At 33.3% G+C, this 23158-nt stretch carries 12 protein-coding genes; all 12 read right to left on the reverse strand.

Going from position 1 to position 23158, the window contains the following annotated elements; all coding sequences use genetic code 11:
* Nucleotides 1-107 precede the first annotated feature (107 nt).
* Nucleotides 108-1550 carry an S-layer homology domain-containing protein gene (locus HMPREF1252_RS00845; protein ID WP_369756116.1) on the reverse strand — a complete coding sequence of 481 codons (1443 nt, stop codon included), beginning with the start codon at nt 1548-1550 and terminating at the stop codon, nt 108-110.
* Entirely contained in the window at nt 1495-6975 is a 5481-nt protein-coding gene (locus HMPREF1252_RS00850) for a S8 family serine peptidase (protein ID WP_023058979.1), read from the reverse strand. Before HMPREF1252_RS00850 ends, HMPREF1252_RS00845 begins: the two co-directional genes overlap by 56 nt.
* A 25-nt stretch (nt 6976-7000) precedes the next feature.
* The gene (locus HMPREF1252_RS00855) at nt 7001-8050 is read right to left on the reverse strand and encodes an S-layer homology domain-containing protein (protein ID WP_023059121.1); all 1050 of its coding nucleotides are present in this window, start codon (nt 8048-8050) and stop codon (nt 7001-7003) included.
* Between the two features lie 73 nt (nt 8051-8123).
* Nucleotides 8124-13481 (reverse strand): leucine-rich repeat domain-containing protein, encoded by a 5358-nt coding sequence (locus HMPREF1252_RS00860; RefSeq protein WP_023059011.1) that lies wholly within the window; start codon nt 13479-13481, stop codon nt 8124-8126.
* Between the two features lie 372 nt (nt 13482-13853).
* Nucleotides 13854-15209: a thioether cross-link-forming SCIFF peptide maturase gene (scfB, locus tag HMPREF1252_RS00865; RefSeq protein ID WP_023059009.1), complete on the reverse strand. Its 1356-nt coding sequence runs from the start codon at nt 15207-15209 to the stop codon at nt 13854-13856.
* 118 nt (nt 15210-15327) lie between these two features.
* Entirely contained in the window at nt 15328-16680 is a 1353-nt protein-coding gene (locus HMPREF1252_RS00870; RefSeq protein WP_023058997.1) for an MATE family efflux transporter, read from the reverse strand.
* On the reverse strand, nt 16670-17302 hold the full coding sequence (locus HMPREF1252_RS00875; RefSeq protein ID WP_023059093.1) for a P-II family nitrogen regulator: 633 nt from the start codon (nt 17300-17302) through the stop codon (nt 16670-16672). The genes HMPREF1252_RS00870 and HMPREF1252_RS00875 overlap by 11 nt, the downstream gene beginning before the upstream one ends.
* Nucleotides 17295-18758, reverse strand: a complete 1464-nt coding sequence (locus HMPREF1252_RS00880) for a DUF1538 domain-containing protein (protein ID WP_023059020.1) — start codon at nt 18756-18758, stop codon at nt 17295-17297. Before HMPREF1252_RS00880 ends, HMPREF1252_RS00875 begins: the two co-directional genes overlap by 8 nt.
* Before the next feature lies 1 nt (nt 18759).
* Nucleotides 18760-19470, reverse strand: a complete 711-nt coding sequence (locus HMPREF1252_RS00885) for a metallophosphoesterase (protein ID WP_023059118.1) — start codon at nt 19468-19470, stop codon at nt 18760-18762.
* The gene (locus HMPREF1252_RS00890; protein ID WP_023059080.1) at nt 19471-21318 is read right to left on the reverse strand and encodes a polysaccharide deacetylase family protein; all 1848 of its coding nucleotides are present in this window, start codon (nt 21316-21318) and stop codon (nt 19471-19473) included.
* Between the two features lie 7 nt (nt 21319-21325).
* Complete coding sequence (locus tag HMPREF1252_RS00895; protein ID WP_023059102.1) at nt 21326-22927, reverse strand: MBOAT family protein; 1602 nt, start codon at nt 22925-22927, stop codon at nt 21326-21328.
* Nucleotides 22927-23157: an acyl carrier protein gene (locus tag HMPREF1252_RS00900; protein WP_008902509.1), complete on the reverse strand. Its 231-nt coding sequence runs from the start codon at nt 23155-23157 to the stop codon at nt 22927-22929. The genes HMPREF1252_RS00895 and HMPREF1252_RS00900 overlap by 1 nt, the downstream gene beginning before the upstream one ends.
* Between the last annotated feature and the right edge of the window lies 1 nt (nt 23158).

Consider the following 23158-nt stretch of genomic DNA (forward strand, 5'->3'; position numbering starts at 1 on the left):
AAATAATTTTTTTCAACTTTTATTTTTGTTAGAAAAATATTTAGATTTTTAATTAATCTTTATCTGCAATAAAAAAAGGAATGAGCATTAACCCATTCCTTTAGATTTTAATTAGCTGCCTTTTGAATATCCTTGTAAGCCCAGTGATTTTCTGGTAAGTCACCGAAAACTTTTCTAGATTCTTTTGTAGGAATATCAAAAGCGCGGTTTATCATTGCTATAATTTCAGCACGAGTTACTATTTTATCTCCGCCGAAAGTTCCGTCACTATAACCAACTACAATGCCCGCTTCCTTAGCTGCACCTGCATAACCTGCGTACCATTCATTTGCTTTCACATCTTTAAAATTTCCTACCTTTGGTGTAAGTCCTTTTAATTTTGCAATCATGGTAACTGCTTGTGCTCTAGTTACACCTTCATTTGGACGATAGTTATCGTCTCCATAACCTGTAATTATTCCTGCGTTAACTAGAGTTTTGAAACTATCGAAATACCAATCGCTAGTTTTTATGTCGTTAAATCTATTTACTAAACTGTCATTAACTTTTACAAATTTAGCTAGCATAGTTGCTATTTCAGCACGAACAACTTTTTGATCTGGTCTGAAACTACCATCTGGATAACCTTTAACAAAAGCTTCCTTCGGAACATTTACTGTGAACTTTTGCACAGAGTTTACTTTTTCTTCTTTCTTTTCTATTGGTTTAGTTGAAGTATTATTACTTCTACCAATATTTGTATATGTGTTCCATATATAGGAAGGTCTATTTGGTTCAGATTTTGGAGCTGGACTTGGTGTTGGTACTGGACTTGGTTTTGGTGCTGGACTTGGCTCTGGTTTAGCAACCTCTTCCTTAAGTCCATTAACTGCATTTTCTAGTGCTTTTTGCGCATTTTTAATGGCATCTTTGTCGTTTCCATTCAAGACTTCTTTAGCTGATTTTATTTTTTCTTCTACAGCTTTTTTGCTGTCAGCAGTGTATTCTTTGCCGTCAGTTAGTCTTGCTTCTGCTGATTTAACTGCTTTTTGAAGAGCTTCTTTTGCTTCTTTAAGTTCAGTGTCTTCTTGTGGTACAACTTTCTTTTCTTCAAGTTTATTTACTGCTTCTTCTAGTTCTTTTTGTGCATTTTTAATGGCAGTTTTGTCCTTTCCGTCCAAGACTTCTTTAGCTGATCTTATTTTTTCTTCTACGGCTTTTTTGCTGTCAGCAGTGTATTCTTTGCCGTCAGTTAGTCTTGCTTCTGCAGCTTTAATGGCTTTCGTTAAAGCATCTTTTGCTGCTTTTAGTTCTTTTGCTAGTTTTTCTTTTTCGTCTTTTGCTGCTTTATTGTCTGTATCTTTTGCTTTTGCAGCTGCTACAGCACTTTCTACTCCAGCTTTGTCTGTTGCATTATCTACTCGTTTTATAAATGGTGCTTTTTCTTCGTTGCTTAGGTTTTCTAAGTTGCCGATGGTTTCTTTGGCTGCTTCTTTTGTTCTTTTAATTCTTTTGCTAATTTTCTTTTTCGTCTTTTGCTGCTTTATTGTCTGTATCTTTTGCTTTTGCAGCTGCTACAGCACTTTCTACTCCAGCTTTGTCTGTTGCATTATCTACTCGTTTTATAAATGGTGCTTTTTCTTCGTTGCTTAGGTTTTCTAAGTTGCCGATGGTTTCTTTGGCTGCTTCTTTTGCTTCTTTTAGTTTAGTATCTTCTTCAGACTCTCCTATTGGTTTCATTTTACTAATGTCATACCTTAAACGCATAGGATCTCTGTGGGCTCCTGGTGTAGTTCCAATTAGATATTCCACTTTAATAAAATGTTCTGGTATTATTTCATTACCCATGCTAATGGTAATAGAGGTTAAATCGCCATTATTATCATAAACTTTGTCAATAAGTGGCATTGTATCTATAAGTCCGGCTTCATCAGAACTAGCATACAAGATATCTTTTAGATGACCTTCTGTGCTGCCAAATCTTAATACCTGACAATAAAGAACTACATCATAATGTACTCTGCCATTTTTAAATGTTTTCTTAATCACTTTTGCAGGAGACTTAAATACTCCAGCTGCCATTGATTCCTGTTCTTTAGATGCATGAAGAGCTTTGAAAGAAAGTTCGAATTCTTCCGTTTTAGTAGGCGCTTCTTCTAATCGCTTTTCTAAATTTCCAACGGTTTCTTTTAGCTGTCTTCTTCCATATTGTAGTGTACCTAGACTTGAATTTTCATCATTTGCAATTTCTTGAGCTCTTTTTAAGAATTCTTGGAATGTATGCCAGCTTTCAACTGTGTAATCCTCTTCTTGTAATTTAAGAGCTTCTGCAATTTCTAATTTCAAAGCTTCACGTTCATCTTGTATTAATTTTTTCTCAGTAAATTCAAGATTTTCCATAGCTTCGTTTAATTCTTTTGCTGCTTTATTTACAGAATCTTGTGAAGGGAATGTAAGTTCCAAAATTTCACGAGCTGTATCTACTGCAAGCTCTAAACGATGATAAGTTTTTTGAGTATAATCATCCTTATTATAATTTACTTTTTCAAATTTATCTATCGCATCTTGTAAAGCCTTCTTATCTACTAAAGGTTTATTATCTTTTCTCTTCAAATCATCAATAGCAAAATTCAAATCATCTTTTCTGATATCTATTAAGTCTTGATTTATTTCATTGTCAGGCTTATTGAGTATTTCTTTGGCTTTTTTTAAGGCATCACTTACTTCTTTCCAAGTATCTTCGGTATAATCATCTGCATTTAAAGCTTCTGCACGTGATATGGCTTCTTTTAACTCAGAGAAGTCATATTTAGATTCACCTTTTTTGCGAAGTTTACTCAATCCTTCATTTAAGTTGTTACAAACCTTATCTACGTCATCTTGAGTTGCCTTTTCATTTAGTAGAGTTTGCTCTGCCATAGGCAAGTAAATATCTATATATCTCCAGTTACGTTGATCTTCTTCACTTTCTGTTTCGTATAGAGATTTGTTTTCTAAAGCTTCACGAGCCTTTGCAACTAATTCACGAAGTTTATTCTTGTCTATATAATTTGGATCTATATGATCAAGTTTAGTTAAGGTCACACTCATAGCTGTTGCATTGCGATTAGCTTTCCATTTTTTATATCTTTCTGCAAGTCCAAAATAACCGTCTTCCATATCTAGAAGTTCTATGTTTGAAGGAATAAATTTTATATTAACTTTCTTTTCATTTTGTCCAGGTTCGAAATCTATATATTGTGTAGTTCTGTCTACATCTAAACCCGTAAGTTTTAGACGAAGTCTACCGTTATATCCTTTTCTATTCAGCTTTACTGTTATATCTTTGGATAAAATCTTATCAATTTTTATTTGTTTTGTCACCATACTTGAAGCCCCAACAGTAAAATCTTCTCCATCTTCAACTAATGCATAGTAGCCATCTTCAATGCCTTTTATTTCAATGGTATAGTTTCCCTTTGGTAATTTAACTAATACCTGTCCAGGCTTCTTAGCATCTACAATAAACTCTTGACCTTCCACATCTTTGTTTTTAATTACAAGGGTAGCATTGGTACTGTAAACATTGTTTACACTTATAAAAACATCTGTGGTTTCTACAGTTTCAAATCTAACTTCTAGCTCTTTTACTGTATCTTCATTTTTTATTTCAAACTCTCTTACTCTATCTCCTATTAATTTGTAGTTACCATCTTTTAAATTAATAACCAAATTATATTTTCCTGGAGTTAAGTTGTTTGGATCTACTATGTGCCCATCTAGTGTTTGAATGGTAAAATCATATGCTTCACTTGGAACTGTATCATTACCTGCAAGAGCTTTGATTCTCACACCTCTTTCACTGCCTGTACGAACACCCTTTTCCAATGGATATTTTATATCATTACGAGCTTGGTCATTAATTTCAACCTCATAATCTTTAAGATTAATATCCTTTATATCAAAGACATACTTTCCATCAAGTATTTGTGGTTTAATGGTTTCCTTACCTTTTTTAAGTAGAACAGATAAAATGCCTGATCCATTTTCTTCAATAGATTCAATGGTGTAGGTCTTCTTATCTTCACTAAAGTAAGCTTTTGTAACCCTTGGATAAACTCTATCCATAATGATTGGAAACTCTAATAATTGGCTATCGTCACCGATTTTTTTGCCTGCAGCAGCAACTTTTACTGTCATTTTATAGTTTCCATCTGGAAGAGGTTTGCTATTTAAATCATTACCATTCCATTGCCAATGTGGTTTAGTGGTCATCATATTTTCTGCAAACATATTTCCCATTCTAGGATCCACAAAGAAGTTCTTCACTCCATGGTCTTCTGGATTGTTGCTGTAGTAAACTTTATCTCCAGCTTCATTTACAATAGTTAGTTCAACTCCACCAAAGTTTCTTAAAAAAGTTGCCATAAATATAGCCTTATCACATCTGCCGTCACCATTTGGTGAGAATGCAATTTTATTTTTATCGAAATGTGGATTTGCCTTTGTTGAATCTGCTTGTGTTCCAAGAACTATCAAATTCTTTTCGATTTCTCCACCAATATTTGTGCCATAATAATCGTCATCTTTGCCCATGTTGTAGTAGTATGATCTCTTACCTTCTTTTACTAAATCATAGAGAGATTTTTCTGCTACTTCTAGTTTGTCAAAAGATCCATAAAATCCTACAAATGGTGCTGATAAATTAACTCCACCATTTTCTTTACAGAATACGAAGCCTTCTAAGAAAAATCCATTTTTCATAGCTTCTTCTAATTTAGCTTTATCTGTGATAGGAAGTTCTATAGTTACATCCTTAGTTCCATTTGGTCCTACTACTATGTTTTGTGGCTCACTTTCAGAAATTTTTGAAGGTTTTAAAATAATCTTTCCACCTTCGACTTTATCTGTATTTAAAACACCATAACATTCATAGGTCTTGGTATCATTTCCAAGGTTTACGATTTTGAAATTTACTGTAACTTTATCTCCGCTTAATGATTTTCCTAAATTGATAGAGGTTAATCCGTTTGAACCTTCTATATAGGCAGTTGCTTTTATAGCCCTGTCCACTTTCATTAGACCAGAACCTTGTTGACGAGGAGATGCATAGGCACCTGAATCTTCATATTTATAAGGTTCTGCTGTAGACATTAAAAGTTTTTTAATTAAATTATATTTTGCTTCTCCATCGTAGCTTGGATAATCTTTTTCCACACGATTTTTTACTAAAGCAACACCAGCTGCAACATGTGGTGCCGCCATCGAAGTACCATCCATTACACCATATTGGTTGTCATTTAATGCAGATAAAATTCCTCCACCAGGAGCAGCAATATCCGGTTTTAAATTTCCATTTGGTGTTAATCCCCAAGAAGAAAACTCTGAAGGTTGTCCGCCATTTTCACTTTTACCAAAGACAAATTCGTCATTGAAACGAACTTTGCAATTTATTCTACCCTTTAAGTAAAGACCGTCTTCTCTATTTACAAATGCACATGGGATAGTTGTTCCCGGTGCTTCCACTTGAATAAGTGGCATATTAGGTTCATTGTCATAAATAATAACACCAGCATATCCTCTAGCTTTAGCATTATTTATCTTTTCTGAAAAAGATAGTGGATCTCCACTAATAGGTCCTGGTTCTCCACGTTCTATTAGGGCGTAGGTTGAATCATTTCCATCTTCAGTAAAATCTTGTTTTCTACCATAACCGCAGTCTTTTAAACTTACCCATTGATCTGTAACTTTTGCATTGGCTGTAGGCTGGAAACTTAAAATTCTATCGTCTCCATCAATTTGTATTCCCTTCTTAGCAACTTCCATATTTTGAATAGATGCTACAGAAAGAGAATTGGGACTTACAGATGGGTCTGCCAACATACCTATATCAGGGTTTTCTGCTTTAGGTTTTTCATTTAAACCTGGTGAATAGCCAAAAAATCCGTTATTTCCAGCTGCAATAGCAACTAGAATTCCCGCTTGTTTTGCATTTTCAAGTGCAGTTACTGTATTTGGAAATACATAGTCTTCTGTACCTGCCGGAGATCCTATACTTATATTCATAGAATCTACACCAAGTTTAATCGCATCATCAATTGCCTTTGTGTATATTTCTGCTGATGTTCCATTTCCGAACATACCGCCACCAAATACACGCATAAACACAATTTGTGCCTCAGGTGCAACACCTTGTATCTTTTTACTATTACCAGCTACAATCCCTGACACGTGCATACCATGACTCATTGGATCAAATTCTTTTATAGAAGTTGATTTATTCGCATAGTTATAACCAAATGGAACCTTTGAATTGAAATATTGTCCTCTTGCAATATCTAAATCATCTATTAGTTTCTTAACTTCTGATTCACTTTTAAATTTTCCGCTATTGCTATCTGTTAACTTCATGCATTCATGATATGGATCTAATCCTGAGTCAATAACAGCAATCACGCTCCCCTTTCCAGCATAATTTTTTTCCCATGCCTTGGTTGCTTCTACCATTTTATTGGAAGATGCATCCATTGTAGTGTAGGTTGAACGAGGCATGATTGGTTTTTTAGGGGCCTTGAAAATTTGAGATATTTCTACAGATTCAACATCTTCCATATTTTTAATGGTATCTATATATTGGCGTTCTACTTCCATGGCAAGTCCAACGTATGCCACGTCGTAGGTTTCTACTACTTTGTAATTAATTCCTAATTTTTTTAAGGATTCATAAAAAGTTTCACGAGCTGCACGAGCATATAAAACTTTCTCATGTATTTTTTCTTGTGTTGTTAATTCTTTTGCCTCTACTGATTTAATCCCTGTTCTTTTTTCTTGTTTTCTTTCTTTTAGAGCTACAAGAAGTGTAATTACTTCAGATGGATCTTTAACATCACTTGAAGCAGCTTTCGCCGCCCCATTTGGAGCGGCTGCAAAGCCTTGATCAATAATTCCTGAAAAAAGTAAAAGAATACTTAAAACTACAGGAAGAATCGATCTTTTAAATTTAATTTCTCTACTCATTTTATGAGCATCCTCTCTTTCTCAATCAATTAGCTGCCTTTTGAATATCCTTGTAAGCCCAGTGATTTTCTGGCAAGTCACTGAAAACTTTTCTAGATTCTTTTGAAGGAATATCAAAGGCGCGGTTTATCATTGCTATAATTTCAGCACGAGTTACTATTTTATCTCCGCCGAAAGTTCCGTCACTATAACCAACTACAATGCCCGCTTCCTTAGCTGCACCTGCATAACCTGCGTACCATTCATTTGCTTTCACATCTTTAAAATTTCCTACCTTTGGTGTAAGTCCTTTTAATTTTGCAATCATGGTAACTGCTTGTGCTCTAGTTACACCTTCATTTGGACGATAGTTATCGTCTCCATAACCTGTAATTATTCCTGCGTTAACAAGAGTTTTGAAACTATCGAAATACCAATCGCTAGTTTTTATGTCGTTAAATCTATTTACTAAACTGTCATTAACTTTTACAAATTGAGCAAGCATAGTTGCTATTTCAGCACGAACAACTTTTTGATCTGGTCTGAAACTACCATCTGGATAACCTTTAACAAAAGCTTCCTTCGGAACATTTACTGTGAACTTTTGCACAGAGTTTACTTTTTCTTCTTTCTTTTCTATTGGTTTAGTTGAAGTATTATTACTTCTACCAATATTTGTATATGTGTTCCAAATATATGAAGGTCTGCTTGGTTCAGATTTTGGTACTGGACTTGGTGTTGGTGCTGGACTTGGTGTTGGTGCAGGGCTTGGCTCTGGTTTAGCAACCTCTTCCTTAAGTCCATTAACTGCATTTTCAAGTGCTTTTTGTACATTTTTAATTGCATCTTTGTCGTTTCCATTCAAGACTTCTTTAGCTAATTGTATTTTTTCTAATACCGTTTTTTTAGTTTCAGCAGTGTATTCTTTGCCGTCATTTAGTCTTGCTTCTGCTGATTTAACTGCTTTTTGAAGACCTTCTTTTGCTTCTTTAAGTTCAGTGTCTTCTTGTGGTACAACTTTCTTTTCTTCAAGTTTATTTACTGCTTCTTCTAGTGTCTTTTTGTGCATTTTTAATTGCATCTTTGTCCTTTCCATTCAAGACTTCTTTAGCTGTATTGTATTTTTCTAATACCGTTTTTTAGTTTCTTCAGTATATTTTTTCCGTCAGTTAGTCTTGCTTCTGCTGATTTAACTGCTTTTTGAAGAGCTTCTTTTGCTTCTTTAAGTTCAGTGTCCTCTTGTGGTACAACTTTTTTTCTTCAAGTTTATTTACTGCTTCTTCTAATGCTTTTTGTGCATTTTTAATTGCATCTTTGTCCTTTCCATTCAAGACTTCTTTAGCGGATTGTATTTTTTCTAATACCGCTTTTTTAGTTTCAGCTGTATATTCTTTGCCATCTTTTAGTCTTGCTTCTGCTGCTATAACTGCCTTTTGAAGAGCTTCTTTTGCTTCTTTAAGTTCAGTGTCTTCTTGTGGTACAACTTTCTTTTCTGGAGTTTTGAAGTCTACAAAGTAACTAAATGTAGTTTCAAAATTATTCTTTGATAACATCAAACGACGAGTCAATCTATAGTTTGCATTAGGATCAAGTGCCACATTGATTTCCATATTCAAACTATCTAAAGGATCTATCTCAGATAATATGCCGTTGTGTCCTTCATTCTTTATGAATTCTTCATGGACCACTGTTTTTTTATTAGATTCAACTTTTTCAATAATATTTTGAATCTTCCAATCCCAACCATCTTTATCTAAGACTTGCGCTATTCCAAGTTGGTCGTTTCCAGTACGAACTTTATATTTATTGTAAATTTTGCTTTTTACAAATTCTTTAAATTCGTTAGGATTCTTAAAGAATTTCCAATCGTTAATATCTCCTATGTTCCAGTAGAATAGTTGAAGCATATCTAATTCTTGACTTACTTTTACTTTTCCATCTGTATAGTTTGCTTGAGCATTTATTGCACTTCTTTGTGGTTGGTAATAGTTGTCATGAGTATCTTTAATAGTAACCCCCGCTTTCTTAATGATTTCCAATTCATCATCTGTCAAAGTTGGTTTTAAGTAGTTACAAGATACATCAAACTTGTTAAATCTTACCCTTTGACCGCTAGCTTTTTCTGCTATTTTTGCGAAAGGTACTTCCTTCAAAAGATTTCCCTTTACGATTAAGTTAGGATACTTAGTCGGGAATTTATTAGCATTTTCTGCAAGTCTTAACCATAGACTTTCTGGCAAGGATTCAATTTCGTTATTTGCAACATCCAATGTTGTTAAACCTTCCAATTTATCAAAGCTATTAGGAAGAGTTTTAAGCTTGTTATTGTTTGCAGTAATTTCTTCCAATTGTCTATAATTTGCAAAGACATCCGGAAGTGCATTAATCTCATTCTTATTAATGACAATTTTCTTCAAACGTTTAGCTGTTTCAGGCATTACTCCATCCAGACTTGTAAGTTTATTTTCGTATAGGAAGATACTTTCTAGCTTAGTTGCATTTCTTAAAAATCCTTCTGGCAATTTTTCAATGCCATTATTAGCAATATCTATTTCTTTCAAGTTCTTGTTATTTTTCAGTAATTGTGGATCTAAATCTTTTAATTTATTTCCAGACATCCATAAGGTTGAAAGATTTTCGTTCTTATCAAAAATTCCCTTAGGAAGAGTTTCAAGTTTATTTCCATAAATATTAATATGGGTGATACTTGTCATCTTATCAAATAGTCCTGCAGGTATTTCTGTAATATCATTACTTGAAAGTTCAATTCCAGTTACTCCAGATCCAAGATCTTTTAGCATTGAAATATCTGGTGTTTTCGCAATTTTTTCTCCGGAAAGATCTAGACGACCTGTCGCTTTACTTAATTCTTCAGGTGATAATTTACCATCATTATTTAAATCCTTAACTCCAGCTGCTAGAAGTTTAAGAGTTAAGTTGTCTAAATTTTTCTTTTTTTCTGCTTCTGGATCCTTAGCATCTTCATATCCTTCAAACCCTTTTTTGATTGGAGCTTTGAAGTGTATGTCGGCCTTGCTATAATTATCAAATTGACTGATTTGATCTCTCTTGCCGCCCATGATATCTACTAGAACTGCAATCTTTTGAACTTTGTCTAAATCTTTAACTTCAAAAGTAAATATTGCTTGACCATCTTGTAAGCCTTCTTTATTTCTTGAGCCTGATTTAAATTCATCACCTAACTTCATAGCTAAATCTAACATATTATTTTCATTTGATTTTGCTTTTAGAGATAAAAACATCTTGCCATCTTTAACTTCTAATAAACCACGATTTCCAAAGAAACCTGAGATCATCTCGAATTCTTCATTTTGTCCTTCTCTAGTTGGTGTGAAGTAAATAGTATATTTTCCTTCTGGAAGTTTATCATTCAAATCAAAATTATCTGTCTTGGCAGGTGCTTCATCTACCTTTCTGTTTTCCCATTCACTTCCATCGGAGAAGATGACTTTTATATGGGGATTTTCGCCTGCATTTTTAATTGCATTTATTAACTGTTCCCCATTTCCTTCATAGGTGTTAACTTCAAAGTTATCAGTAGATCTAGTCCAATAACCGCATACATTTTCAATAGCTTCTCCACCGTTTACGAAAAACTTAGCTTCTTTAATTGCTTTCGCAAGAGCTTTTTGTTCTTCAACGTCATTGGATTTAACATTTTTTAAACTAATCTTTAAAGATTTAGTTCCATAACTTGTTTCTTCATACTTAACTTCTTTAATTACAAAGCGTTCATTTAGTTTTCTTGTATCTTCTATTTCTTTTACTCCAGAAGTTACAAAGTAGTAGCTAAACTTATCCACTTCAAAGACAATTTTTTCACCATCAACCTTCACTCCTTGTACAAGTTCAGGAGCAGATGTGCCGTCTTTGTCATAATGATAAACCTTTAGCGAATCTTTTTCGTGATTTCCTAGAGGCAATGTTATTTTTACTTTGCAAGTAGGTTGTTGTTTTTCATTTTCTGATATAAAGCTTATATCATAAACAGTTATATTTTTAGCTTTTGATGTAACATCTTTTACAGCTTCATTTTCATTTACAAATGTATCTTTTTCAACTGCTGAAACTTTCATTTCTGTGTTTTCTTTAAAAGCTTTTGCAGGAAATTCAGCCTTAACTGTAGTTGCGCTATCGGTTCTTGTTTCCAACTTATCGCTTATAATTGCATAGGTTGTAAATGTATTTGTGTCGCATTTAACTTCATTATCTTCAATTGTAGGTGTAATTTTATCAGCACCTGTTTGGATTTGATCATCATCATCTTCATATGAATAAGCTTGGTATAGTGCCAGACTTGATTTTTCATGATCACCTACAGGAAATATTAGTTTTACATTTTTAATAGTTCTTTGATCTATGCCATTATTTACAAAAGAAACTTTATATGCAGTGAAGTTGTCCGCATCTTTTATTTCTTTTGGAGCATTTTTGTAGATTTCAAAAAACTTATCTTTTCCGATTTTTTCTACTTTAAATTCAGTTCCCTCTTTAAATACATCGGACATGTATTCAGCCTTTACTCCTGTTGCATTATCTACTTTTGTAATAAGCTTAGGAGATTCTGGTTGAGGTTTTGAAGCGTTTGGATCTTCTACCGGTTTTATGTTTACAGTTTTTGTAGCAATCGTATCGTCGCTATATGTGATTTCTACCTTGATTTCACTTTTCCCATAAAGTGCCTTTCCAATTTCTTCTGCATTTGAGATGTAGTGGTCTGTAACCATGCTGTATCCGAAGGTAGATTTATCGAATTCTACTCCGTTTATCTTAATTTTATTTATTTCATTTCCAACTTCTTTTGCTTTTTGAGGAGAGCTGAAAACTAATTCAAATTGTGGAGAGGATCCATTGATGCTAAAAATAATATCTTCAATTGTATACTCATCCTTCTTGCCGGTTTCAGGTGCCGGAGTTTCGTGTCCGCTTTCGCCAGGTTTGTTATCCCATACGGAGCCGTCGGAGAAGGTGACCACAATATGAGGATCTTCTCCTGCATTTTTTAACGCCTCTCCTAAAGCTGGTCCACCATATTCACTGGTAGAATAAGCTTCAAAACATTCAGTTAAGCCGCGCGTGATATAACCTTGAACGTTAGTTATAGGCGTGCCATTATTCACTTTGAAGCTGGCGTCCTTCATTGCTTCTTCCAACGCCACGCTTTCTGCTGAATCAGATTTAGGTGGTAAGTTTTTAAAGAAAATTTTAGGCGAGCTGTAGTCGTATTCCTTTTTCCAATTTTTAGTGAAACCGATATGGTCGATTTGGAAACGCTTAGCCAGGGTATTTTCATTGCCCGTTTCCGGCTCTTGTTTTTTGTCTTGGTCGGAGATATATTTTTTAACATCGAATTTAATTTCCTTTGGAGCTACATAACCAGCTTGAGTGTAGATTATTTTATTGCCATCTTTAAATCCAATTTCGATTTTGTGAGCCTTGTTGTCTAATAACTTAAGTCCTGTCATCGCAAATTCGAGTTTTCCATTGAATAAAGTTAAATCTCTCGTATCTTTTTTTGCATCGATAAATAAATTTGTAAAACCTTGTCTTAAATCATTTCCTTGATTATCGTCTACAAGAATGTAACGAATATTTAAGAAGTATTTGTTATACCATTCTTCTTGAGGCGTATCGCTGGAAATTTCAAGAGCATTGCCTAGTTTTTCTGGCGTTCCTACACCTGTTATTTCTAAACCCTTTGCCATTCCACCTGTATTTTCTTGGGTGAGTTTTGCATTGGGAGCTGGCTCATTGGTTTCATTGACATAACCATCTTCCGTCTTTACAACTTCCGACCCGTCCTTCATAATGATTTTAAATTCGTGGGCTGGTTTATTGTCGAAGTTGTCAACAATGGCCTTTGCATCTTTTATTTTATCCCAGGTGCAAAAAATTCCGTTATACCAGAGAAGGTTTGGATAATTGTCGCTTCCTATGCGGTTTAGAATCTTTCCGTCGATTACTACCCTTTCAACATTGTTTTTTAATAAGTAATTTAATGCTCCTCCATCAAGAGTATTGTATTCGTATGATAAACTCACACCTACATATGTTCCTTTAGGGTCTGTTGAGGATGTACCTTTTACAATAGCTGTGATTGTTAATCCATCAGCCATTTTTTCAATTTTATTATTTTGGATACTTCCTCTATAAAGTTTATAGCCATTAGATACAATCTCAATAGGATTGTTCTTTAAAACTAGTACATGGTTCTCAATAATGACCTTTCCATCTTCTGTTCGAAATTTGTAATTTGCTTCGCCAGTAGTGGTGCCTTCTTTATAGTAATATTGTTTGTTTAATTTTATGGAATTTATATTTTCCATCCATTGTTCTTGTTCCTCAGTAGGCTCATTATTTTCAAATTTTATCTCTAAGTCTCCTGAAGAAAAATCAAAATCAATTCCTTGGGGTACTTCTTTTTGTCCATTTGCATAAGTATTCCTAAATGGAATTGATGTAATTAACAGACAAAACGCTAATAGTAACGCCAAATGTCTCTTCATTTATTTTTCCTCCTTTAAAATATATAACACTAAAATGATAGCGTTTATCACTATTTTAGATAAAAAGATAAGACTTATCAATTTATTTTAAAATTTATTTTTGTTAATCAGGGTTAACTTTCTGGCAAAAATTACAATATTTTAAACTTTAAAACTAGTTTTTATCAGCCTTTGAGGAAAAATTAATCATGGTTACCCTCAAATCAATTTCAGTAAAAATTTAAAAAGTATAAAATTTATATAAGATTTTTTTCATTATCTTAAATAATTTTTTATGTGCAGTAATATTTATTTTCTTTAATTACCATACGTAAAGCACAAAATGTTGATTTTAAATTTTTGCATAAAAAAAAAGAGGCTTTCGCCTCTTGATTATTCGTTCATTTCATTTGCTAGTACAGATATTGCACACTCGATTCTCTTCTTTTCCATTTCGCAGAGAATTTCATATGGTTCTTTGATTGTTCCGTTTGAATAGTAGTTATTTGCGTGGCATCCTCCAGAACAATAGTATCTCGCCCAACATGAATAGCATTTTTCTTTTGTAAATACATTTGAACTTTTAAATTCATTTCTTAATTTTTCATTCTTAATTCCTGTTTTTACATTTCCCATTAAGAATTCTTCTTCCCCAACGAATTGGTGACATGGATAGATATCTCCTGTAGGTGTTACTGCAATATATTCTGATCCTGCTCCACATCCTACTGTTCTTTTAATTACACAAGGTCCTTGGGTTAAATCAATCATGTAGTGGAAGAATAGAAAATCTTTGTTCATCTTTCTAACTTCTAGGTAGTACTTGCTCATCTTTTCATATTCTTCTAGAATTTTATCCAAGTGTTCTTCTCTTATTGCGTAATCTTCTTTTGGATCTGTTACTACTGGTTCAATAGAAGTCTTCATAAATCCTTGTTCGTAGAAATCTTTCAAATCTTCACCGAAATCCAAGTTTTTATTTGTAAATGTTCCTCTGATATAGTAGTCCTTGTCCCCTCTACCTTCGATTAGCTTTTTAAACTTAGGCACGATTATGTCATATGATCCCTTTCCATTTATAGTTGGTCTCATATCGTCATTTATTTTTTTTCTTCCGTCGATTGATAGAACCACGTTTGACATGTGTTCGTTTAAGAATTCATTTATTTCGTCGTTTAAAAGCATGCCATTTGTGGTTAGAGTCCATCTGAAATTCTTGCCATATTCTTTTTGTCTTTCGTCACCATATTCTACAAGTTTTTTTACAAGATTGAAATTCATAAGCGGCTCTCCACCGAAGAAGTCCACTTCTAAGTTTCTTCTATTCCCAGAATTTTCTAGTAGAAAATCTATGGCTGCCTTTCCAGTTTCTAAATCCATTAGAAGTCTTTCCCCATGGAAGTCCCCTTGGCTTGCGAAACAGTACTTGCATCTAAGGTTGCAGTCATGGGACACGTGAAGGCACATAGCTTTTATAATATTTTGCGGATTGTATACTGCCTTCATAAGTCTAGGATCTTCTGTAAAAAGCATTCCCTCTTTTTCAAGCTCTTTTATTTCATTTAGAGCTGTAACAATATCTTCTCTTTTAAATTTATCTGAATATTTCTTTATTATTTCTTCTTCAGTTAAATTCTTTACATCATCTATAATCGTATAAACTACTTCTTCTACAAGATGCACTGAACCACTAGCAATATCTAGTACTACATATGCATCATTTAGATAAAATTTATGAATTGTATCCATCTTTCTCCCTCATTTGTTGTTAAAAAAAGGGCTTTAAGCCCTCATTTAAAATTATACCAGTCTCGATTATATCACTTGTTAAAATTGATGTAAACGAAAAGTTAATATAAGCTGATTATCAAATTTTAATTTCTACCCATTGTCCTTTTTTAAATCTAGTGGACATAAATACATATCTAGATGCTTGATCGGATAAAACTCCTATCCATATGCCCATAAGTCCCATACTAAGTGGAATTGTAAGGACATAGGTGACGATGGTCCTTATAAATGTTACAGATATAAGTGATGCGAATAATGTATATTTTACATCTCCACCAGCGCGGAGGCATCCTGCATAAATTATTTGAGAAATCTGCGCCATAACTATTATGGTTACAAATCTTGAAATTAATACTCCGTATTCAAGAACAGTTTCGTCTGTAAAGAATAATTTAAATATTTCCTTTCCAAACACAAGTAGTATCAAAGAAAGTGTAACAGATATTCCAAAACCTATTCTTTGACAGATGTGTCCGTATAGTTTTGCATCTTCTTTTCTGCCTGCCCCAAGTGACGATCCTGCAAGGGCAACTGCAGCTACTTGCATACCGTCTGCAAAGGCAAACCCAATTGATAGAAGTTGCATCCCTACATTGTGAGCTGCGAAGGCATCGGTACCAAGTCTCGCCGCTATAAGTGAAGTGGCAAGAAAACCTACCCTCATAGCATTCATTTCTAAAAACATATTTATTCCAAAATTTGCAATTGATTTTGCAGTTTTAAATGTAGGTTTTATTTTGTTTTTAATTATATAGTCAATTCTAACAAAAGAACTCTTCACAAATAGACTTCTTATGCTCATTATCATTGCCACAACCGTTCCTAGAACAGTTGCAATGGCAGCACCTTTTACTCCAAGGGCTGGAAAGCCATAATTTCCACCAATTAAAAGATAGTTGAATACAACATTTACTAAGTTCGAAACTAGATTCGTAGTAAAAGCTATCTTTGTATTTCCTGATCCTCTCTGAGCAGCGTTTATTGTCATAGAGATTATACTAAAGATTGAAAATCCCATGACTATGTCTAAATATTCTTTTGCAATTTGATGTGTGTCCGCATTACTTCCTGAAATCCTAATTATAGGGTCGCTATATTTTAGGATTAGTCCTGTAATAAAGATACATAGTATTATTGATGCGAAAAGAGCGGTTAATAGAGTCTCGTTGGCCGATTTCTTATTTTTTTCGCCGTACCTTCTCGCAACTATCGCTGACACAGCAACACAGATTGAAAAGAATGTGGTAAGTCCTATGAATTTTGGTTGAGTGGTAAGTCCTACTGCAGAAACTGCAGATGTACCTAATGTCGATACCATCAGTGTATCTACAAGTCCTGTCAGAGCAATGAAGAAACTTTCGAGAACGGCTGGCCAGGCAGTCTTAATCGCTCTTTTGTAGTAACTTATTTCGCTTTTTTTAACCTTCAAAAAGTCCTGTAACTTTATTTACATCAAGAGTAAATAAAATTCCAGCTCCCGGTTTTTCTATTTCCATTTCTTCTACAATGGCTTTAGTAATTGGTTCCACTTGTGACTCTAAAACAAGTGACATTACCATTTCTTTTTCCGGTTCTATAATTAAATTAAATAGCGAACTTTTTTCGTGAACTCCAGATCCTCTTCCGTGGAAAATGGTCGCTCCATTAGCTCCATTCTTCGTTGCTATATCTATGACATCTTCACCATTTCCTCTTTCAACTATGACAAATAGTGCTTTGTAATTTGAATTCATAACTTCTCCTTCTTTAAGTTCTATATGCGTTCCTTTTAACATTTCTATATCAGAAGTGTAACAATAACCCTTGTGCTTTTCGAAAAACTTCTTTGAGATTTCATGAATCGGTTTTTCCAATCCCTTGTTAAGAATAATAAGAAGTGCTTCATTTCTCTCTTCATTAAATCCAAGAGTAGTTAGGATTTTATTTTGGCTATAGGTTGTGGTAAGCATAATCGTTCCACCAGTTATTCCAATATTTTTAGCCTCTTGTAGTAATTTGGAAGCATCTCCATTTTTAATTATTGCTGTATAAAAAACATAGTTATTAAGCATCAATACCCTCCTTCTTGGATTTTAATTTAAATAATAAACCCAAAATCGAAATAGAAATTATAGGCATCATGGCAACCATGGCTATAATTCCAAAACCATCTATCAATATATCTGCTCCTTCAATCATGGATGAAGCCCCTTGAGAAAATGCTAATAAAAATGTGGCTGTCATCGGACCTGAGGCAACTCCTCCAGAGTCAAATCCAATACCTACGAAAATATTTGGAATTAAGTATGAAAGAATCATTGCAATTGAAAAACCTGGAACCAAGAACATCCAAAGTTTTATGCTACTACTTAGAATCCTAACCATGGATAGACATACTGCAAGGGCAACTCCTATGGAAAGTGCAACTACAATCATCTTCCTTGGAATACTACCAGCAGTTACATCTTCAACTTGGTGAGAAAGGATATACACTGCAGGTTCTGCAAGCACTACTACCATCCCTAGTACAAAACCTATTACAGGTAGAAGTTTATAATTATTTGCTGCGATAGAAGATCCTATCTGTCTAGCAACGGACATAAATCCCGAGTTAACACCACCCATGAAAAGAACAAGTCCAATAAAAGTATATAAAAGTCCTTTTAAAATTCTTCTATACTCTCTCTTTCTTAATTTAAAGAATAATTTATTTGTTATTAAAAATAATAATGCAACTGGAATGATGGCTATTGCAGTATCTTTAGCAGCGTGTTTAAATTCTACAATGTAATTTGCAATACCTGTTGCGTGGGCAACTTCTGTGATCTCTCCACCTTCAACATGCCCTGTAAAAAGTCCAAGCATTATTACTGCAAAGATTGGTCCAGCGGAACAGATGCCGAGAAGTCCAAACGAATCTTCTGCAGATTTTTCAGAGCCCTTCATCTTCGATACCCCAAGTCCTATTGCGAGGATAAATGGAGTGGTCATAGCTCCCGTGGTTGCACCTGATGCATCAAAAGCTATCCCCGTGAACTCTTCCATTGTGAATATAAGAAGAATAAATATTGCTCCGTAGAGAAAAGTAAATGTCTTTGCAATAGAAATTTCTTTTAATATTCTATAAAAACCTAGAGCAAGCATAATACCTACTCCAGAGCTTACAGATAGAACTATTAAATTCTTTGTAAGGGCGCCATTTGTTACATTTTGAATTTGAAAACCTAAAATCATAAGATCCGGTTCTGCAACTGTTATTAAAAACCCTAAAAATAGTCCCGCAAGTACTATTAATATGAGTGTTTTAAAATTTGCTACAAAAACTCCCAAATGGTTACCTATTTCTTCTACGCCCATTTCAGCCCCGAATAAAAATATTGCCAGACCGAAAATAATTAAAACTGCTCCTATTAAAAAGCTTATTAAATCATTTGTACTTAAATCTACAATTGTAAATGAAAGTGCCAACACAATTAAGACTATGGGAATTACAGAAAAGGAAGATTCTTTTATCTTATCTTTAAACATACTACCTCCTTGAAATTCTCGTTACCTTAGACCTATTAAAAATTCTAATAGGAAGTCTTTCTCCTATACCACTATCGATATAGAATAAATTATTATCTATTTCATATAAACCTTTTTGATTCTTGGGAAATATATTTTTATCATGATCAATTATCGCACCCACAAAAGGAATTCTAATTTGACCTCCATGGGTGTGACCGCAAATTCTTAAATCATAGCCCACTATATTTTCACAGTGGATTGGGAAATGATCTGCAAATATGCTATATTTATAATCTTCTCTTACTTTTGATATATCAACATTAGAAATTAGAGTGTTTCCTATTATTATATAGGAACCATCTAGAACTTCCACATTATATTTCTGCAAAAGCTCCAAAATTTCAAAGTAATTTTTATTTTCCAATTCGTGATTGCCACTTACAAAGATGACTTTCTTCGAATTTTCTGAAACTACTTCTAAAAATTTAGCAAGCCTAGAAAAATTATCTGTATTTCTATTTACCAAATCTCCTGTCAGGATTACCACATCGATACTATCTTTAGATAAAATATTTTTAAGTCTCTTTAAATTTACAAAAATACCCGAATGATAGTCGCTAATTTGGTAGATATTTAAACCCAGTTTAAAATCCAAATGTTCCACATAGGTAAAGCTAATTTCATAAAGAAGATAAAAAATCAAAAGTAAAAATACTACTACATAGATCATTTACTTGCCTTCGAGTAAATTTATAGTGTCTTGATAAGTTCTATGATCTGTCATATTGAATCTTCCCATACCAAGTCCTGATTGACGAAGACCTTTTAGAAGATAATTTTGATGTTCTTCAGTTAAAAATGTAAATCTATAATCGTTTTCTGAAAGTATAACCGCAGTTAAGTCAGAATAATATCCGCCAGGATATGCAAATGCCTTGGTCTTAGAAAAAATACTCTTCATAGCATCTTCTTCTAGAAATACATCCCTTCTAAAAGCATCCACAAAACTAAAATCATCTTCTCCTTCTAGTGGGATGGCAAAATTTCTAACCGGTTTTTCTTCTTCTAATTCGGTTGATTGATGCATGTCGAAGCTGTGGGATCCAAACTCAAGCACATCCATCGCATCTTTAGCTTCATCGATAGAAAAATGTGGAATTATAGGGTGATTCGTCTCTTTATAGGTGTCTTTTCCTATGGAACTTCCAATGGGAAATACCACCGCATTAAATCCATTTTCTTTTAGAATATTATATGCAAATTCCGTATTTGATCTATAACCATCATCCATGGTTATTAGTACAGCTTTGTCTGGAAGATTCTTGCCTTGTCTAATAAAATTATCTAAATCTTTTAAAGTTACAGTGCTATATCCTGCATCTTTTATAGCCTTTATTTGAGTTTTAAAATTTTCGTAAGAAATTGTATCTCCGCCATCTCCCACTTCTGCAAAATGATGGTACATAAATACAGGCAGCCTCTTCTCTGAATCTCTGTTTATTTGAAGATCGCTGTTGTACCTCTTCATAACATCTTTATAGGTTCCGTTTGTCCCAACATGTATTCCAAAATTTTTAGGTACATAGTAGTCATTTACGTAATTTTTTTCATCACCATAGATATATGAAAGCATCATCCTTCCTACATCATTTCTAAAGTGAGTTCTATCGTAAAAATATCTCGCATCGTAGGATACACTGGTCTTACAAAAATCGTAGTAATCTGTTACTTCTGCGAGTCTTTTGTAAAATTCTTCTACTTCTGCCTTGTCATAGAATTTAAAATCTTCGTGGTACATAGGAACTACTAAGACTTTTAAATCTATATTTTTTTCTTTACAAATGTCTACAATCTCTTCCATAGATTTTATAAATTCATCAATATATCCAAGGTTTGGATGATCCCCAAAATCATAGTTGAACTGATGGTAGATCTCTCTATTTTTATATTCTTCGAGGTTTGAAATAGGTTCTATATCTCTTAGAGATTTGTCATAAGAACCATCTAGTACATTAAAAACTGTATAGGATTGTTGCAAGAATTTATGTTCCCTAGATGATTTTAATTTGTCTAAACCATAGTTTGGGTTTGCCAATAGATATTTTGCATAAAACTTAACTGGATTTGTACCGTCAAGCTCATAATGCATGGCATTATTCATGGTGTCATTTCCCACGTTGTAGTAACATGCAGATGTAAGGCCAATCGGCATAATTATATTCTCTACATCATAGTGTTTCACCAGCCACTTAACAGTATTTACTGAGTCGAGCATATCCGCCCCATAGTAAAAAGTATTGTAGAAATCTTTTCCAGTGTATTTTTTTAGATCTTCACTTGGAAAAGAGCTTGCTCCAGATGCTCCCACTATAAAACTACTATATTTTAAATTTTTATTTTTCTTTAGATATTCGACTTTTGCGATTCTTGGATTTTGAGTCATATCGTAGGAGAACCAATCGAAATACTTGTCCTTAAATAATCCAAAGGGAGAAGTATAATAATTTAGTCCTGCGATTGCCACGAGCAAAATAACTACAATCAAGACAAAAGTCTTTACAAATTTTTTTGAATTCATCATTCACCTAGTACTGTCTATATATAAATTCCGTGCTCACATATGAGTTTTGATAGAATACTCCAATAAATAAAAATAATACTATTACAATTATAAAAATATAATTTATAAGTTTAGATTTCCTTTCTAAGTAGGATTTAAGATCAAATCCAATTTCAGCAAGATAATCACAGATTAAAAGTAAAGTAACTCCCAAGATTATCCTTAAATAGTCATACTTAGTAAGACTAAATGATCTAAATACTTCTAAATTAATTCCATTTAAATTGAAGTTAGAAAAACTATACTTAATCATCCTAAGAGCAACTAAAAATCCAGATGCTCTCGTGAAAAATCTGCCTATACAAACTAGAATATTTGTCCTTAAAATCATAAATATCCTGTATAATTTGCCATCTTTTATACCGAGTTTTGCCTTAGTATTTATAAAAAACTCTTCTAAAATCAAACTTATAGTTATTATAGTTCCATTCCAAATACCAAAGGCAATGTACTTAAATCCTGCTCCATGCCAGATTCCAACTATAAAGTAGATTAAAAATGTGGAGACACTTAGAGACAAGAATTTACCATACTTAGCTCCAAGATGTTTTCTTCCAAATTTATTTAATTTAAACATCGGCTTTGAAAAATTGACAGGATAGAATACATAATCTTTGAGCCAAGTTCCAAGGGTAATGTGCCACCTTCTCCAAAAGTCTGCAATGGATGTTGCAAAGAATGGTTGCTTAAAGTTAATGGATAGTTCAACTCCAAAAAGCTTTGAAACACCTCTAACTATATCGATTCCCCCAGAAAAGTCTGTGTAAATCTGTATCCCATAAAAAAGTACAGATAAGAATACAAATGCTCCAGAATATCCTGTGTACTCAGAAAATACTGAATTGACGATTACAGAAATTCTATTTGAAATCTCTACCTTCTTAAATAAACCAAAGGCGATTAAAATTATTCCATCTCTTAGATTGTCATAGTCTAAGTCTGGGATTTTAAATAAATCGTCTTTTAGCAGGTTCCATCTACCTATTGGACCTTGGACGATTTGCGGAAAATAGCTTACAAAAAGTGCAAATTTAAATGGATTTTTCTCCGCCTCAAATTTATTCCTATAAACATCTATTAAATATCCAGTAGCCTGAAAAATAAAAAAAGATATACCTAGCGGCTGAAGTATATTTAATAGTTTTGTATTAATTTCCTCTCTATAAAGAAAATTAAGAGTACCAAATTTATTTGAAATAAGTCCGATAATGGAATAGAAATATGCACTGTATTTAAATACTGAAAGCATCAGAAAGTTTAAAATAAGCGCAAAAACGAGTACCCTCTTCTTTTTCTTTTCGAGTAATTCTTTTTTATTTTTTCTTATATCTCTATCTAAATTCGATAGATCTTTTATGTTCCTATTTGTCCTATCTATTAAGATTCCGCTTATGTAGACGGAGCTGGTTGTGATTATAAGATATACAATATTTATAGGTTCATTTAAAAAATAAAATGCATAGGAAGCTACTAATAGTAACACCCATGCACACTTTCTAAATATTGTATAGTATAGACATACCAATAGTGTAACAAATACAAAGAACTGTGGTGAAACTATAGACATTAGTATTCTAATTTTTCCTTTATAAGTTCGCAGATTGAATCAACAGTTTCAAAGTTTTCTTCACTTACATCTTCTACTCCGATTTCAACGCCAAATTCTTCGTTAATTTCAAGCACCAAGTTTACAATGTCAAATGAATCCAAAATTCCATCATCAAGTAGTTTTACATCGTCACTATATTCAAAATCTGGAACTAGATCCATTAATATTTCAATAACTTTATCTTTCATA

It is taken from the genome of Peptoniphilus sp. BV3AC2, from assembly GCF_000478945.1.
Classification (GTDB): domain Bacteria; phylum Bacillota; class Clostridia; order Tissierellales; family Peptoniphilaceae; genus Peptoniphilus_B; species Peptoniphilus_B duerdenii.